Source organism: Aeromonas sp. s9 (assembly GCF_040907765.1).
GTDB lineage: Bacteria > Pseudomonadota > Gammaproteobacteria > Enterobacterales > Aeromonadaceae > Aeromonas > Aeromonas caviae.
Map to the genome: position 1 here is coordinate 78,735 of NZ_JBFOCK010000068.1, position 16,214 is coordinate 94,948.

Annotated in this window: 12 protein-coding genes; 8 read left to right on the forward strand and 4 right to left on the reverse strand. The window is 63.5% G+C overall.

Annotated features, from left to right (window positions below; genetic code table 11):
- The first annotated feature begins 56 nt into the window (after positions 1–56).
- Positions 57–1,412, forward strand: a complete 1,356-nt coding sequence (locus AB5Y54_RS13760; RefSeq protein WP_368153918.1) for a TAXI family TRAP transporter solute-binding subunit — start codon at positions 57–59, stop codon at positions 1,410–1,412.
- A gap of 63 nt (positions 1,413–1,475) precedes the next feature.
- Here the strand turns inward: AB5Y54_RS13760 and AB5Y54_RS13765 are convergent, their stop codons facing one another.
- Positions 1,476–2,378 (reverse strand): LysR family transcriptional regulator, encoded by a 903-nt coding sequence (locus tag AB5Y54_RS13765; protein ID WP_041212603.1) that lies wholly within the window; start codon positions 2,376–2,378, stop codon positions 1,476–1,478.
- 190 nt (positions 2,379–2,568) lie between these two features.
- On the opposite strand from AB5Y54_RS13765, the gene AB5Y54_RS13770 reads away from it, so the two are divergent.
- The 4 genes from AB5Y54_RS13770 to ygjK all read left to right on the forward strand — a co-directional run bounded on the left by AB5Y54_RS13770 (position 2,569) and on the right by ygjK (position 8,025).
- Positions 2,569–3,825, forward strand: coding sequence for an adenylosuccinate synthetase (locus AB5Y54_RS13770; RefSeq protein WP_368153919.1), 1,257 nt, complete (start codon positions 2,569–2,571; stop codon positions 3,823–3,825).
- A gap of 177 nt (positions 3,826–4,002) precedes the next feature.
- Positions 4,003–4,536 (forward strand): YbhB/YbcL family Raf kinase inhibitor-like protein, encoded by a 534-nt coding sequence (locus tag AB5Y54_RS13775; RefSeq protein WP_039040154.1) that lies wholly within the window; start codon positions 4,003–4,005, stop codon positions 4,534–4,536.
- A gap of 11 nt (positions 4,537–4,547) precedes the next feature.
- The gene (locus tag AB5Y54_RS13780; RefSeq protein ID WP_048207195.1) at positions 4,548–5,360 is read left to right on the forward strand and encodes an AraC family transcriptional regulator; all 813 of its coding nucleotides are present in this window, start codon (positions 4,548–4,550) and stop codon (positions 5,358–5,360) included.
- A 184-nt stretch (positions 5,361–5,544) separates the two neighbouring features.
- On the forward strand, positions 5,545–8,025 hold the full coding sequence (gene ygjK, locus AB5Y54_RS13785; protein WP_368153920.1) for an alpha-glucosidase: 2,481 nt from the start codon (positions 5,545–5,547) through the stop codon (positions 8,023–8,025).
- 78 nt (positions 8,026–8,103) lie between these two features.
- On the opposite strand, the gene tyrS is transcribed toward ygjK, so the two are convergent.
- Positions 8,104–9,303, reverse strand: a complete 1,200-nt coding sequence (gene tyrS / locus AB5Y54_RS13790; RefSeq protein WP_041215604.1) for a tyrosine--tRNA ligase — start codon at positions 9,301–9,303, stop codon at positions 8,104–8,106.
- A gap of 114 nt (positions 9,304–9,417) precedes the next feature.
- On the opposite strand from tyrS, the gene AB5Y54_RS13795 reads away from it, so the two are divergent.
- Positions 9,418–10,728, forward strand: a complete 1,311-nt coding sequence (locus AB5Y54_RS13795) for a peptidoglycan DD-metalloendopeptidase family protein (RefSeq protein WP_041212599.1) — start codon at positions 9,418–9,420, stop codon at positions 10,726–10,728.
- Between the two features lie 154 nt (positions 10,729–10,882).
- Complete coding sequence (locus AB5Y54_RS13800; protein ID WP_323941795.1) at positions 10,883–12,007, forward strand: anhydro-N-acetylmuramic acid kinase; 1,125 nt, start codon at positions 10,883–10,885, stop codon at positions 12,005–12,007.
- Positions 12,008–12,119: 112 nt separating this feature from the next.
- Here the strand turns inward: AB5Y54_RS13800 and AB5Y54_RS13805 are convergent, their stop codons facing one another.
- Both AB5Y54_RS13805 and AB5Y54_RS13810 read right to left on the reverse strand, forming a co-directional pair.
- Positions 12,120–12,521: a hypothetical protein gene (locus AB5Y54_RS13805; protein WP_223915755.1), complete on the reverse strand. Its 402-nt coding sequence runs from the start codon at positions 12,519–12,521 to the stop codon at positions 12,120–12,122.
- Between the two features lie 373 nt (positions 12,522–12,894).
- Positions 12,895–13,767 (reverse strand): hypothetical protein, encoded by an 873-nt coding sequence (locus tag AB5Y54_RS13810; protein ID WP_041212597.1) that lies wholly within the window; start codon positions 13,765–13,767, stop codon positions 12,895–12,897.
- A 1,071-nt stretch (positions 13,768–14,838) separates the two neighbouring features.
- On the opposite strand from AB5Y54_RS13810, the gene AB5Y54_RS13815 reads away from it, so the two are divergent.
- Positions 14,839–16,104, forward strand: coding sequence for a Rid family detoxifying hydrolase (locus AB5Y54_RS13815; protein ID WP_368153921.1), 1,266 nt, complete (start codon positions 14,839–14,841; stop codon positions 16,102–16,104).
- Positions 16,105–16,214: the final 110 nt, after the last annotated feature.

The window sequence follows — 16,214 nt, forward strand, 5'->3', positions numbered from 1 at the left end:
CTCATCAACGGATGAGCCCGCCTCCTCCTCATGTTCAGCCACGGTTTCGGTCCACTATGCGCCCATTCGCCTTCTCTGCCCTGTTGCGTCTGTCACGTACCGCCCTGCCCTGGCTTGCGGCCGTGCTGGCGCCCTCCCTCTTCGCCTCCCCCGCCTATGTCACCATTGGCACGGGAGCCCTCAACGGCGTCTACTACCCGACAGGAGGCGCCATCTGCCGCCTGCTCAACGAGGAGAGTGCCCGCCACGGCCTGCACTGCACGGTGCAGAGTACCTCGGGCTCCATCGCCAATCTGGCGGCCCTCGCCAAGGGAGAGGTACAGCTCGCCCTGATGCAGTCGGATGTGCTCTACCATGCGGTGCACGGCAGCGGCCCCTTCGCGGGCCAGGCCCCGGACGATCAGCTGCGCAGCCTGCTGCGGCTCCACAAGGAGTCCCTGACCCTGATTGCCAGCGCCACCAGCAACATCACCACCCTGGCGGACATCGAAGGCAAGCGGGTCGACCTTGGCGCGCCCAACTCGGGAGACAAGGTCACCAGCCAGGCACTCCTGGACGCCATGGGCTGGCAGCCGGCCAGCTTCGTACCGCCCCCCGTGAGCACGCCCGGCAACCGGCTCGAAGGGCTCTGCAACGGTACCCTGGACGCCGCCTTCGTGGTCGCCGGCCACCCCAACCAGGCCATCGGCGATCTCACCGGCCGCTGTCAGGCCCGCCTCATTCCCATCGAGGGGGAACAGGTGGACAAGCTGCTCAAGCAGCACCCCTACTATGATCGCAGCCGCATTGGCGCCAACCTCTATCCGGGGCAGACAAGCGGGGTCAATACCTTCGCCGTCACCGCCGAACTGGTGGCGCTGGCCAGTCTGCCCGAGAGCGAGGTGCACACCCTGCGGGACGTGCTGAACGAGCGGCTCAAGCAGTTCACCCGGCTGCATCCGGCACTGACCACCCTCACCTGGGAAGGCATGCAGGCGGGTAGCATCGCCCTGCTCCATCCCGGCATGCTGGATGCCGTGCCCACCCTCCCGGCGGACACCCTCACGGCATCCGGTGCCGGGGCGACATCGGGTGCCTTGCCGACCTTGTCCCCGGCGAGCAGCGCGGCCACACCGACCGATGGGACAGGCCCCCTGGAAGGCACCGCGCCACTGGAGGGGTCCGACACCTTGCCGGAGCAGCCGGCCGCCGCGACCCTCTCAACCAGTTCGGGGGCGGCCTCCACCAACCAGGCCCCGGCACTGACCGAGCCGCCCACACCGGGCAGCGCAACCCTGGCACCAGGCCATCCCCTGACCCCGCCTGAGGCGCCCGCCTCGTCGGCAACGCCGCTGGAGGCGCCATCACCGGAGGCCATGCCGGCCAGCCCGCCCAGCCACGCGGTGGAGACCACAGCCCCCGCCGGGCAATGAACACCAACCAAGAGGCCACCCCAGGGGTGGCCTCTTGGTTATCGGGAACGGGCGCCTGGCCTGTCACGGCGCCAGCAGCAGCGCCGGATTCTGGATCTCCTCCTCCACCCAGTGCAGCAGCTGCTTGATGGCCCGGGACAGCACCTGGTTCTGGCGCACCACGTACCCCAGGCTGGTACCGGGAAAATCGGTGAGCCGGGTCACCGGGGCGGTCAGCTTGAGCCTGGGGTGAAGGGAGAAATCCGGCACGATGGCGACGCCAAAGCCCGCCTCGGCCCAGTCGAGCTGGGCATCCACGCTCCCCACCTCCATGATGCGGCAGCTCGGCAGGCCGAGCAGGGGCAGGGAGGGGTCGATCAATGCCCGGGTCCGGGTGTCGTGCCCCAGCAGGATCAGGGTCGGCTCGTCCAGAGGATCGCTCTCCCCCGAGCTGGCCCGCGCCTGCCAGCGGGCCAGGCCGTGCCCCAGGGCACACCAGGTCACCTGCTGCAACTCGGTGTAGAAGAGCGGCTCGCTGCGCTTTTGTGCCATCACGAAGCCCAGATCCGCCTTGCCCGCCCGCACCAGATCCGCCGCCTGATCCGAGGTGGTGTTGAACAGGGTGAGGTCGATGCCGGGGAAGGCCTGCTTGAAGCGCTGGAACGGCTGGATGAGCAGCAGGCGCGAGATGATGTCGCTGGCGGCGATGGCGAGCGTCCCCTGGCTCAACTGGCTCAGGGCATTGAGATCGGACTGGCAGAGCTGCAACTCGTTGATGGCGCGCTCGGCGCTTTGCAGCAGCCGCTCCCCCGCCTGGGTCAGGCGAAACGGGCTGCGCTCCACCAGCTTGACCCGGGTCGCCTGCTCCAGGTTCTTGAGGTGCAGGCTCACATTGGGTTGCGTCATGTGCAGTTCGGTGGCCGTCTGGCCGAAGTGCTGCAACCGGGCCAGGGTGACGAAGGTGTGCAGCCAGTGAATGTCCAGCATGGGGTTCCTCTTCTCCCGAGTCGGTGGCAGGGCCAGCGCCGCCAGGGCACGGTCACCACAAAAGGGAGCGCGGTGTCGATAATGGCACCGGAATTATATGGCTTCCTTATCGGAATTATAAAGATAATTAATTTTTCTAATCCTCACGGGGCTCCTAGGATGGACGCCTAACGTCTTAGGAGAAAGAGTCATGTCGTCTATCGTAGTCGTAGGTGCTAACTGGGGTGATGAAGGCAAAGGCCGCATCGTCGATTATCTGGCAGGCCAGGCTGGCGCCAGTATTCGTTTCCAGGGCGGCAACAACGCCGGCCACACCGTGGTCAACGATCTGGGCACCTTCAAGCTGCACCAGGTGCCGAGCGGCGTCTTCAACCCGGATTGCCTGGTCGTGCTGGGCCCCGGCATGGTGATCAGCCCCGAGAAGCTCACCGTCGAGCTGGAAGAGGTCAAGGCCTCCGGCGTCATTCCCAAGCTCGCCATCTCTGACCGTGCCACCCTCTGCCTGCCGCTGCACGCGCTGGAAGACACCCTGGAAGAGCAACGCCTGGGTGACGGCGCCTACGGCTCCACCCGTCAGGGCATCGCCCCGGCTTACGGTGATCGGGTCATGAAAAAGGCGATCCTGGTGGGCTGGCTGAAACAGCCGGACGTGCTGGTCGAGCGCATCCAGTTCATGCTGGACTGGAAACTGCCGCAGATGAAGGCTCTCTATCCGGAGTTCGAATTCACCCAGACCGCCCAGGAGATGGCCGACTGGCTGCTGGAAGTGTCCGCTCCCTGGCTGGACGCCGTCTGCAACGTCAGCATGCCCCTCAAGGCACTGCAAGCCGAAGGCAAGACCCTGCTGTTCGAAGCCCAGCTGGGTGCCGGCCGTGATCTCATCTACGGCGAATACCCCTGGGTCACCTCCTCCCACGTTTCCGGCGCCTACGCCGGCATCGGTGGCGGTCTGCCGGGCCTGCGCCCGGAGCGCGTCATCGCCGTGGCCAAGGCCTTCAGCTCCTCCGTCGGTACCGGCACCCTGCTGACCGCCATGGAGAACCAGGACGAGTTCCGCAAGATCACCAACGAGTTCGGCGCCACCACCGGCCGTCCCCGTGACGTGGGTTACTTCGATGCCGTCGCCACCAAGAACGGCGTCGAGCTGCAGGCTGCCACCGAAGTGGCCCTGACCAAGCTGGACTGCCTGACCGGTCTGCCGGATCTGAAGATCTGCGTGGCCTACGAAGGTGCCCACACCGAGAACCCGATCTGGCCGCAGACCGCCGCCCTCACCCCCGTCTACGAGAAGATGGAGAGCTGGAGCGAAGACATCAGCGCCTGCCGCACCTTCGCCGAGCTGCCCAAGGCTGCCCAGGACTATGTGCTGCGCATCGAAGCCCTGCTGGGCGTGCCAGTGCCCATGGTCTCCGTCGGCCCGGGCCGTGACGAGATGATCCTGCGCTAAGGCCCCTCGCCTCTCCCAAAAACCGGCATCCCAGGATGCCGGTTTTTTTATGCCCCTCAAAAGCCCCGAACAGCTCACAAAAGCCACCTCCATGGCATAATTTGAGCCATATGGGCACTCTGTTTTGAGCCAGCCCCCTTAGAGTGAATGCCATATTCACACAAAGGAGTGCCCATCATGAGATCCCCCATTATCCCGCTGCTGCCCCTGCTCTGCCTCGCGGCCCTGCCCGCCGGCGCCATGACCCTCAAGAGTACCGACATCCGCGAGGGTGAACCCATGGACAAGGTCTTCAGCTTCAACGGCTTTGGTTGCAGCGGCGAGAACCGCTCCCCCCAGTTGAGCTGGCAGAGCCTGCCCGCCGGCACCCAGAGCGTCGCCATCACCGCCTATGACCCGGACGCCCCCACCGGCAGCGGCTGGTGGCACTGGCTGGTGGTGAACCTGCCGGCCAGCCAGAGCGAGCTGCCGAGCAATGCCTCCGGCAAGATCAAGCAGGGGCTGGAGCTTGGCACCGACTACGGTACCCAGGGTTATGGCGGCCCCTGCCCGCCCGCCGGTCACGGCATGCACCGCTACCAGTTCACCGTCTGGGCCCTGCCCAAGGCGCTGGAGGTGAAGGCCAACACCCCGCCCGCCATGGTAGGCTACATGCTCAACAGCCTGGCCCTTGGCAAGGCCACCCTGACCGCCACCTTCACCACCCCCTAGGAGCCCGCCCGATGAGCACGCCCCTGCTGCAACTGAATCACTACTTCGGGATCCGCCAGCAGCCCCTGCGCCGGGTGCTCATCTACGCGCCGACCCTCATCTGGGTGCAGCAGGGCCGCAAGCAGCTGTGGTGGCGGGAGCAGCGCCTCTCCTTTGACAAGGAGAGCTGGCTGCTGATCCCGGCGGGTCACCGGCTCACCTTCGTCAACCAGCCGGAGCAGGGCACGTTTCGCTCCCAGGCGCTCACCCTGCTGGCCCCGCCACCGGCCGAGTGGCTGGCAGAGAGCACCCTCGATCTCCTCAAGCCACCGGCCATCAGGGTGACGTCGGCCCTCGCCTTCTGCTTCGATCTCGTCACCACCATGGCGCAGCGGCAGCTCTGCGAGACGGCCCAGACCCAGCTGCTGCAAGGGTTTTATGGCGAGCTCAGGGAAGCGGGGGGCCTTGGCCTGCTCTTTCCTGCCACCACCATGACCCTGGGGGAGCGGCTGGCCCGTTACCTCAGCGTGGAGCCTGGTCTTGATCACCGGCTGGAGACGGTAGCGACCCACTTCGCCATGAGCCGCGCCTCCCTGGTCCGCAAACTGGCCGCCGAGGGGCGCAGCTTTCGCCAGGTGCTGACCCAGGTACGCCTGGGGCACGCCCTCACCCTGCTGCAACAGGGGCTCACGCCGCTTCAGACCGCCCTCGCCTGTGGCTACGACTCCCCCGGCCGCTTTGCCGCGCGCTTCAAGGAGGAGTTCGGCCTGACCCCCCACCAATACCTGCGTACCTGCCCCTCCTCTCTCTCGCTGACTGCCACCACAAAAGTAAATAATTACTAAAACACAAAGCTATGTAACCTCGTGTAACCGGGTGATCCGGCTCACACTCGCCCCTCCTGCACTGTGACACAGCGCCAATAATCCCGTCAGAATCGCCCTATAATGGCTCTCGCAAACGCTTTCACTAAAACAAATACTAAAAAACACCTTCCTTAACCTACAAAAACTGTCATTGGAGCGAGAGATGTTTCGTAAAGGTTTACTATCCGTCACCCTGAGCGTCGCCCTGTTCGGCCTCACTGCCTGCAACGGCAATGACTCCAGCAGCCCGGCCGCCCCCAGCGCCACCCTGGCGAACCAGTATCAGAACGTGATCGACCGCAGCGGCACCCCGCTCCAGTTCCGTGACTTTGACAGCTACGCCAACCTCAAATACAACCCGCTGCTCGATCTCGGTGCCTGGCACGGCTTCCTGCTGCCCGCCAGCGACAGCGAGTGGGGCGGCTTTACCGGCCCCATGGTCATCGCCGAGGAGTACAGCCTGTTCTTCGCAAGGGAATTGGACAAGCTGACCCTGAGCGACGAGAGCGGCCGCGCCTTTCCGCTCACCAGCGCCAGCAAACAGGCCCTGTACGCCATCCCGGGGGCGCTGGTGCAGCGCTTCGAATTCGACCCCTTCACCCTGGAGCTGGAGCTGCGCTACGGCGATGCCCGCACTGCGCTGGTTCGCACCCGCCTCATCAACCACACTGACGCCCCCCTCACCCTCAAGCTCAACTGGCAGGGGGAGCTGCTCAACCAGTGGGATGCCAACAAGACGGTCGCCGAGCAGTACCCCGCCTGGACCCGCACCATCAGCCAGACCGAGCGCGGCGTGGCATTCCAGTTCAGCAAACTGCGCAGCACCTGGAACATCATGCAAAGCGGCAGCGCCAGCTACCGCATCGATCGCACCCTGCCGAGTAGCACCACCCTCGACGAGCAGGGCCTCGGCTACGTGAGCGAGGCCAGCCTCACCCTGGCCGCCAAGGGCCAGCAGGATATCTACACCCTGCAGAGCTATGTCCACAGCCGTGCTGACGCGAGCCGCTTCGAGCGAAGCCGCCAGGCGCTGCTGGCCGACCCCGCCAGCCATTTCGACGACTCCATCCGCCGCTGGGAGGATTACCTGGCGCGCGGCCTCTCCAATCAGGGGATCCCGGAGTCGGAGCGGCGCATCGCGGTCAAGGCGATGGAGACCCTCAACGGCAACTGGCGCTCACCGGCCGGCGCCATCCTGCACGACGGAGTGACCCCCTCCAACACCGCCCGCTGGTTCGACGGGGTCTGGGCCTGGGACAGCTGGAAGCACGCCTATGCCATGGCCCACTTCAACCCCGAGGTAGCCAAGAACAACGTGCGCGCCATGTATGACTACCAGATCCAGGCCGATGACCCGGTTCGGCCGCAGGATGCCGGCATGGTGATCGACGCCGTCTTCTACAACAAGCTCGCCGATCGCGGCGGCGACGGCGGCAACTGGAACGAGCGCGACACCAAGCCGCCCCTCTCCGCCTGGGCCATCTGGGAGATCTACAGCGCCACCCAGGACAAGGCCTTCATCGCCGAGATGTATCCGAAGATCCAGGCCTATCACGACTGGTGGTATCGGGCGCGGGACAACAACCGCAACGGCATCATCGAATATGGCGCCACCCGCCACGTCGAGCACAACGACGAGTTCGGCAACATCACCTTCAAGGTGCAGTACCCGACGGGGGCACCGATCGGGCTGGATCTGTCGAGCTGTACCAATGAGGGAGATGGCTGGTATGGCTGCGCCGGCATGGCGCTCTATCAGCAGGTATTGAGCGTTGGCGGCTACGCCGACATGGATATCGGCGCCCAGCACGGTGCCGGCTGGGAGTCCGGCATGGACAACGCCGCCCGCTTCGGCTTTATCGAACCGGAGCAGCTCAAGCGCTATGCCGACAAGACCTATGGCGGCGACATGGCCAAGGCGCGCCAGGACTGGAACGTCTTCTTCTTTGAAAACCATCAGGACGATGGCAGCCTCATCGGCTTCTCCATCGATCAGGAGTCGGTGGAGCTCAACGCCTTCCTCGCCAAGGAGAAACGCATCCTGGCCGACATGGCCGAGCTCCTCGGCAAGCCGGACGAGGCGAGCCGCTACCGCGAAGGGGCAACCCAGCTGGCCGATTACATCAACAGCTGCCTGTTCGATGAGGCCTCCGGCTTCTATTACGACCGCCAGATAGCCCAGGGGGATCTGCCCGACGCCAACGGCTGCGTCGGCAAGCTGTTGACAGCCCGCGGCCGTGGCCCGGAAGGGTGGAGTCCGCTCTGGGCCGAGGTGGCGGACAAAGAGAAGGCGGCGCGGGTGCGCGAGGTGATGCTCAATGCCCAGGAGTTCAACACCAAGGTGCCGCTCGGCACGGCGGCGCTGACCAACCCGGCCTACGACCCCGACATCTACTGGCGCGGCCGGGTCTGGCTGGATCAGTTCTACTTCGGGGTGAAGGGGCTGGAGAACTACGGCTATCGCAGCGATGCCCAACAACTCGTCAACAAGCTGTTTAGCAATGCCGAGGGGCTGGCGGGCAGCGGCCCCATCCGCGAGAACTACAACCCGGAGACCGGCGCCATGCAGGGGGCCAGCAACTTCAGCTGGAGCTCGGCCCACCTCTACATGCTCTATCGCAACTTCCTGAAAACCGAGGGTTGATCCCTCTTTGCAGCCATGAGCCAACAAAAAGGCCTCCGCAAGGGAGGCCTTTCTTATGGCAGCGCCGCAGGTGGCGACTTACTTCACGGTCACCCGGGCAAACTTGCGCTTGCCGACCTGGTAGACGGCGGTACCGGCACCGATGAGGGCCTTGCCATCGTCCAGCTTCTCGCCGTCGCGCTTCACCGCGCCCTGCTTGATCATCCGCAGCGCTTCGGAGGTGGTGGCCACCAGATCGGCGTCTTTGAGCAGGTTGGCGATGGCCAGCCCTTCCCCTTCCAGTGCCAGCTCGACTTCCGGCATGTCGTCCGGAATGGCGTTCTTGGAGAAACGCTGGGTGAAATCTTCGTGGGCCGCTTCGGCCGCCGCTTCGTCGTGATAACGGGCGATGATCTCTTTGGCCAGCCAGATCTTCACGTCGCGTGGGTTAAGGGTGCCGGCGGCGATACCTGCCTTGAACTCTTCAATCTCGGCGAGCGGACGGAAGGAGAGCAGCTCGTAGTAGTTCCACATCAGATCGTCGGTGATGGACATGATCTTGCCGAACATCTCCCCCGGGGCATCGTGCACGCCGATGTAGTTGGCAGCGGACTTGGACATCTTCTTGACGCCGTCCAGGCCGACCAGCAGCGGCATCATCAACACGCACTGGGTCGCCATGCCCGCATCTTTTTGCAGCTCGCGACCCATCAGCAGGTTGAACTTCTGATCGGTACCGCCGAGCTCGACGTCCGCCTTGAGCGCGACCGAGTCATAGCCTTGCAGCAGCGGATAGAGGAATTCGTGAATGGCGATGGACTGGCCGTTGCTGTAGCGCTTCTTGAAGTCGTCGCGCTCCATCATGCGGGCCACGGTCTGCTTGGCCGCCAGCTTGATCATGCCGGTCGCGCCCAGCTCACTCAGCCAGGTGGAGTTGTACTCGATGCGGGTCTTGGCCGGGTCGAGGATCTTGAACGCCTGCTCGGCATAGGTGAGGGCGTTGTGCTTGATGGCCTCTTCGGAGAGCGGCGGACGGGTGGCGTTCTTGCCGGAGGGGTCACCCACCATGGCGGTGAAGTCACCGATCAGCAGGATCACTTCATGGCCCAGATCCTGGAAGGTCTTCAGCTTGTTGAGGATCACGGTATGACCCAGGTGGATGTCCGGCGCGGTCGGGTCCATCCCCAGCTTGATGCGCAGGGGGCGCCCTTCCTTCAACTTGGCGATCAGTTCTTCTTCAACTAGAATTTCTTCCGCTCCGCGCTTGATCTCGGCTAGCGCCACCTCGAGCTGGGACATTTTTTGACTCTCCAATCACGATTCCACAGGGCCAGACATATTACTGGAATGGCGGGCCAATTGGAAAGGCGGTAAACTCCGACCTTCTTCCGGGTTCAACTTTGTCTGCTTCTCATGGTCCTTTGGCACGCCTTCAACTCTCTCCCTCACTGGCACCGCAAGATGGTGCTTATCCTGAGCATCATGGTGATGATGCTGGCGGCCTGGCCGAGCGAACAGGCAGTCGCCACCCGGGTCGATGACAACGACAACGAACTGGCCGTCGAACAGCAGGTCGACGAGGAGGCCCAGCTGGCACGGGCCGAGCCCGTCACCCCGCCCAAACCGCGCTATGTCACCAGACAGGTGAAGGTGCGCAGCGGCGACAACATGGGGGTCATCTTCCAGCGCCTGGGCCTCAGCACCACGGATCTGCACCTCATCGACCAGCTCGAGGGCACGGATACCCTGCGCCTGCTCAAACCCGGTCAGGAGCTCACCTTCAAGCTCACCAAGGGCGGCGAGCTGCACAGCCTCTATTACCCCCACAGCCTGGAGCAGGCGCTCAAAGTGAACCGCCGGGATGACGGCTTCGTGGCCAGGCCGGTGAAGATCGAGCTCGACACCCGCGAACAGGTGGCCCAGGGGGAGATCCGCTCCAGCTTCTGGGGCGCCGCCGTCGAAGCGGGCATGACGGAAGACCAGATCATGGATCTCGCCGCCATCTTCGGCTGGGACATCGACTTTGCCCAGGACCTGCAACCGGGGGACAGCTTCCGGGTGGTCTACCAGGACAAATACCAGGATGACGAGCGGGTTGCCTCCGGCGACATCCTGGCCGCCGAGTTCGTCAACCAGGGGGCCATCTACCGTGCCGTGCTGAACACGGATGGCAACTACTACACCCCGGACGGCAAGGCGATGCGCAAGAGCTTCCTGCGCGCGCCGGTCAACTTCAAGTACATCAGCTCCAACTTCAATCCGCGCCGCCTTCACCCGGTCACCGGCAAGGTGCGCCCCCACAACGGCATCGACTACGTAGCGCCGGTGGGCACCCCCATCATGGCGGCGGGCGGCGGCAGCGTGGTGGCCGCCGGCTATAACCAGTTCAACGGCAACTACGTCTTCATCAAGCACGCCGGCAACTACGTGACCAAGTACCTGCACCTCTCCAAGCGCACCGTCAACAAGGGGCAGCGGGTGAAGCAGGGGCAGACCATCGGCCTGCTCGGCGGCACCGGCCGGGTCACAGGCCCGCACCTGCACTATGAGTTCGTGGTGGGCGGCGTGCACAAGAACCCGCGCACCCTCAACCTGCCCCAGGCGGAGTCTCTCAGCGGGCGGGCGCTGGCCAGCTTCAAGGCTCAGGCCATGCCCCAGCTGGCCAAGCTGGACAGCCCCGAGCTGCAACTGGCCAGAAACAAGGGCAACGGCGACGACAGCTGACCGCTGTCGACCAAGGTGGAACACGGTATCAGACCGTTCCTCTGCATCACTGAAGAGGTGATGTCATGAGCGGGCCATATATCCGATTGATGCCGGGGACCAAGGCGGAACACGGCATCGGACGGTTCCTCTGCATCATTGAAAGGGGGTTGTCATGACGGAACGCTATATAGGCTTGATGTCCGGTACCAGCATGGACGGTATCGACGCCGTGCTGGTGACGATGGATAGGGAAGCGCTTCGAGTAGAGGCGGCGCTGTGCCATCCCTGGCCAGCGGAGACCGCCCACGAGCTGCACGCCCTCTGCACCCCGGGGGAGAACGAAATCGACCGCATGGGGGTCGCCGACAACCTGGTGGCCCGCGAATTTGCCGCCGCCACCCAGGCCCTGCTCGCCAAGGCGGCGCTGACTCCCAAGGAGATTCGCGCCATCGGCAGTCACGGCCAGACCATACGCCACCGCCCCCAGCTCGGCTTTACCCTGCAGATCGGCAACGCGGCCCTGCTGGCGGCCCTGACCGGCATCGACGTGGTGGCCGATTTTCGCACCATGGACATGGCCCTCGGCGGTCAGGGGGCGCCCCTGGTGCCAGCCTTCCATCAGGCGCTCTTTGCCCGCCCTGGCGCCCTTAGAGTGGTGCTGAACCTCGGCGGCATTGCCAATATCTCGGTGCTGCCCGGCCAGACCGACGGGGGGGCGGGTTCAGGGGTATATGGCTTCGATACCGGCCCCGCCAACACCCTGCTCGACGGCTGGTATCGCCGCCACCATCCACACGGTGACAGCTATGACGACGGTGGCCAGTGGGCCGCCAGCGGCAAGCTTATTCCTGCGCTGCTGGAGCAGTTGCTGGCTCACCCCTACTTCGCTGCCCCCGCCCCCAAGAGCACGGGGCGTGAGATGTTCACCCTCGACTGGCTCGACGGCGAGCTGGACGGCTGCGCATACGCCCCCGCTGATGTGCAGCGTACCCTGCAATCCCTCACCTGCCACAGCATCGCCCGCCAGTTGCCCACCCACCGTGATGCGTCAACCCGGCCCGAGCTGTTTGTCTGCGGCGGCGGCGCCCACAACGCCCCGCTGCTGGCGGAGCTGGCAGCCCTGCTGCCCGACTGGCATCTGACCAGCACCGCCCAGCTCGGCCTTGCACCGGACTGGGTGGAAGGGGCCGCCTTTGCCTGGCTGGCACAACGCTTTATCCAGCGAAAGCCGGGCAACCTGCCTGCGGTGACCGGCGCGAGCCGCCCGGCGGTGCTGGGCGCCCTCTATCCCGCCTGAGCCGCTCCCCGAGCGCCCTCCCCCCTAATGGAACAAGCCCGAACAGGTGCACCTGATCGGGCTTGTTGTTATGCCTGGCGCCAGATGGCGCAGACCCGTCACTCTGTGCTCCCTACCCGAGCCGCTCTTTCAACCTGGCCGCCTGCGCCTTGAAGGTCTCATAATCGGCGACATGCCGACTCCTGGCGGCGGTGATCCACTGCACGCCCGTCTCGTCGGCGTGGGAAAATTCGATGCAAAACTCATATTTCGCGCAGGAGAGCAGCCCCATCAGGGCGCCAGACAGAAAACCCACCAGGGGCAGGAAGAGCACGATGAGCCAGTTGCCCGCCTGCTCGTAGGAAGGGGTGAAGTAAAAGAGCACACTGGAGGTGACCACTCCCAGCAACAAGGTCTTCTTGAGCCTATCCATCCAGCCGAGAGCTTTTACCTGCACGCCGACGATGCGGCCCAGATCGTAGCGATCCTTGTTGACCCTCAGTGTGTTGTCCGACTGTTCAATGGCAATGGCCATCCTGATACTCCGTCCTGTTGGCTATGGCGATAAGGGTTGCCGTGGCGGCCCCGGGTTGTGCATCCCGAGGGCATGACAGGACAAGCGGCCAGCCACGGGGACGATGGGCGGCGCCTCCCCCAACAGGAACACACGCTGCATGGTATCGTATGGCACCAAACATCAAAAGACGTTCACATCAAAAGGCGAGGTGGATCACCTTCTACCCGCCCCTTGTCCCCTGTGCAGCCGTTGGCTTTTCTGGCCATCCCCTCTTGGGCAAGGTAGCCGGGGAGCAGGGGTCAGTGAGATAACAGCCCCGTGATGACCCTCAGGAGGGGCGGGCCGATGGGATAGCGCCATGGGCCCGCACCTCGAGAGCACTCCCATGGCCCTAGAAGGCCCACTTCAGGAAGCGGTTTACCTGGCGCTTGACCGGTGCACAGAGCGGCGGTTTGGGAGGCTCCAGGTTGATCTGTCTGCGGCCCACCCTGGCTTCGCCCCGCAGCAGGATCTGGAGATAGTGGGGGTGCTGGCGCTGGATGAATCGAGAGATCTCATGGGCCCAGGGTTTGGGCACTCCCCACAGGGTCGAGGCCAGGGCGCCGACGATACAGAAAAAGGCGGGCTCGTGCATGCCCATCCTGACGCCATTCTCCAGCGCCTCCTTGAAGGAGCCCGAATGGGCGATGCAGGTCATCACATTGACCATGAAGGCGGCATAGTCATCTTCCCCGCCGTGGCCCACCCTGGCCACCAGCCCGGCCTGCGGCCTGTAGCCGAACTGGTGGCCGATGTGCTCAAGCACCGCATTGCGCTGGCGAATGACCTTGGCATAGAACATCAGCATGGCGGTGCAGTCGAGCGCCTGGCTCAAAGCCGCCTGATGGGGATGGGTCTGGGTGGGACGGGGGGTGGTCAGCAGCGCGATCTCCTCCGAGATAGCGAGCAGACCGATGGGCACTGCCGTGCTGATAAAGGCGAGGTCAATGGCGATCGCCAGGTCCTGGCCCTCCTCCATCCGGCCGATGACCACCTGCTCGGCAAAGAGGCGACGCTGGCGCTCGATAAAGGCGCCATAGATCAGGGCCCTGAACTTCTTCTGGGGATAGGGGGTATCGAGCAGGGTCTCCATGGTCAGGATGGCGGCACCGGTGCGACCGCGCAGTTGATAGTCGGGGGCGAGGGGGAAGTGCTTGCCTAGGCGGGGGGGTGGCCGAAACCCGCTGGTGCGGCTGTACATGTCACCCAGAATGAATCCAAGCATAAAACCTCCGAAGTCAGATGACGGGGATCGCGATGCGATCGCATGTGCCACTCCCGGGCAGATGAGTGCCGATCCGTGCTGCTCGTCGGCAGGGTCCCTGATTTCATTATTAATCATACAGTTAATAATCCACCCAAACCCCGACCCAAGTCGCAATAACGGCAGTTGATGACAAAGAACACAAATAAGGATGGTGCGGGGAAGATGAGCCGGCTGCATCGCAAGGAGTGCGGGATACGCCAGGGCGGCAAAGCAGGGCGGACTCCGGGGCCCCCTCACAGGGAGGGTCATGACAGGAGTGATATGCATCGGGGGGCGGCAAGTCGAGGCAGGCAAGGGGAAGGCCCCCCTCCCCTTGCTTATGAGCCCTGCTGGCGGGCTGTGTTCGCGCCGCTGAAAAGATATGGCATAGGCGGTGTGGCGACCCGCCCATGTCAGCCTCCGCCGCAGGGGCTAAAAAGCGTCCTCTCTTTCTCCCGTATTTATGTCATGACCTGTGGCCATGCAAAGAGGGTGAATGTTATTTCAGTGTGCTCACCGCAGCATATTTTGGTGGCGCTGAACAGTGCGTCGAGAGAGCGATAAATAGATAGCTATGCAAAACCGGGAGAATAAGCTGCAATGTCGCCAAAAGTATTAACAGAGGATTCACAGGCTGTAACCCTGTTGCGCGACAATATGGCGCTATCTGGTTCCACTTTCATGGTAAAGCGGGATAATCATCACCTTTATTTGCCATGCCCGTCATGAATTGAATCGCAAAATGAATATATTTCACTCTGTTGAGCCACCTCATAGAAACAGGATCCCGGTTTGCATCCCGGGATAACCGCCCCCTAGAATTCTCCCGTCTGAATCACCAGGCCAATTTCTCTCCCTTGTCTGTTGCACGCGCTGTCTGCATCGAAACAGGGCTCGACACTGTGATGATCGTTCTCCTTTTCTCCGTCGCCCTGCGGCGGGAACGGGCAACTGTTGCCGCAATATCACGAGTCATCAGCGTGCCGTATTCGGCCAGGGAAGAACAATGCGGCCCGGACCCTACATCAAAAACGAAAAAGGAGTATCGCCATGAGTGGTACCATCATCAAGTCAGCCAGAAATACCCCCAATGCGCCTCAGGATCTGGGGCCCTATACCCAGAGCGTGGCCTTCTCCCACTACAACAATATTGCCGCCCAGCTCCCGGTCGATCCGAAAACGGGCGCGCTGGTCGCAGGGGATATCCAGGCGCAGGCCAGACAGTGTCTCACCAATATCCAGGCCATCGTCCAGAGCGTTGGCCACGGCATGGAGGACATGGTGAAGGTGACCCTGTTCCTCGCGGACATAGCCGACCTCGATGCCGTCAACGCCGTCTATCGGGAATTCTTCCCCCACTCGCTGCCGACCCGCACAGTGCTCGCCGTCGCCAGTCTGCCGCTCGGCGCCAGGGTGCAGATGGACGCCCTGCTCTCCAACGGGGAAGGCACCTTCCCCCAGGCCCCCTGCCCGCTGCTCAAGATCTCCCGAAACAGCGACCACGCCCCGCAGGATCCGCTCTCCAGCCAGAGCGTCGCCTTCTCCCATTACAACAATATCGGTGCCCAGCTGCCCCTCGACCCCGCCTCCGGCGCCCTGGTTGACGGTGGCATTCGCGAGCAGGCGGCCCAGTGCCTGCGCAATATCAAAACCGTGCTGGAGAGCATCGACGTGCCCTTTGACGACATCGTCAAGGTGACTGTCTATCTGACCCACCTCGCCGATCTGGACGCCGTCAACGAGGTCTACACCACCTTCTTCCCCGATTCGGCCATTGCCCGTGCCGTCGCCTATCTGCCGGCCCGCAGCGTGATCGCGGCCTCTGCCCTGCCGCTGGGTGCCCGGGTGCAGATGGATGCGGTCATCTCCCACGGTGACGGCACCCCGCCCCAGTTGGTGGAAGACAGGCACAACCTGGTGATCCGTGCCCGCAATACCGACAAGGCACCGAGAAGCCCGCTGCATACCCAGAGCGTCGCCTTCTCCCACTACAACCATATCGCCGGCCAGTTGCCGCTCGACATGACCACCGGCAAAGTGCTGACCGGTTGCGTCCGTGAGCAGACCGCCCAGTGCCTCGGCCATATCAAGACCATTGTGGAGAGCATCGGCCATATGATGGACGATATCGTCAAGGTCAATATCCAGCTTGCCAACATTGCGGATCTGGCGGACGTGGATGCCATCTACACCCAATACTTCCCGGGCTATCTGCCTGCCCGCACCGTATTCGGGGTAAGCGAACTGCCCGCCGGCGCACTGGTGCAGATGGATGCCGTACTCTCCAATGCGGAAAGCACCCCGCCGCAGGGGTAAGTTTTTCGCTCAATATGTATGGAGATGGTATTCACCTGACAGTTGCCCACAAAAGGGAGTGGTCATACGGCTTCAAACCGGATAACAAAACGGTACCCCTACCGTGTTAT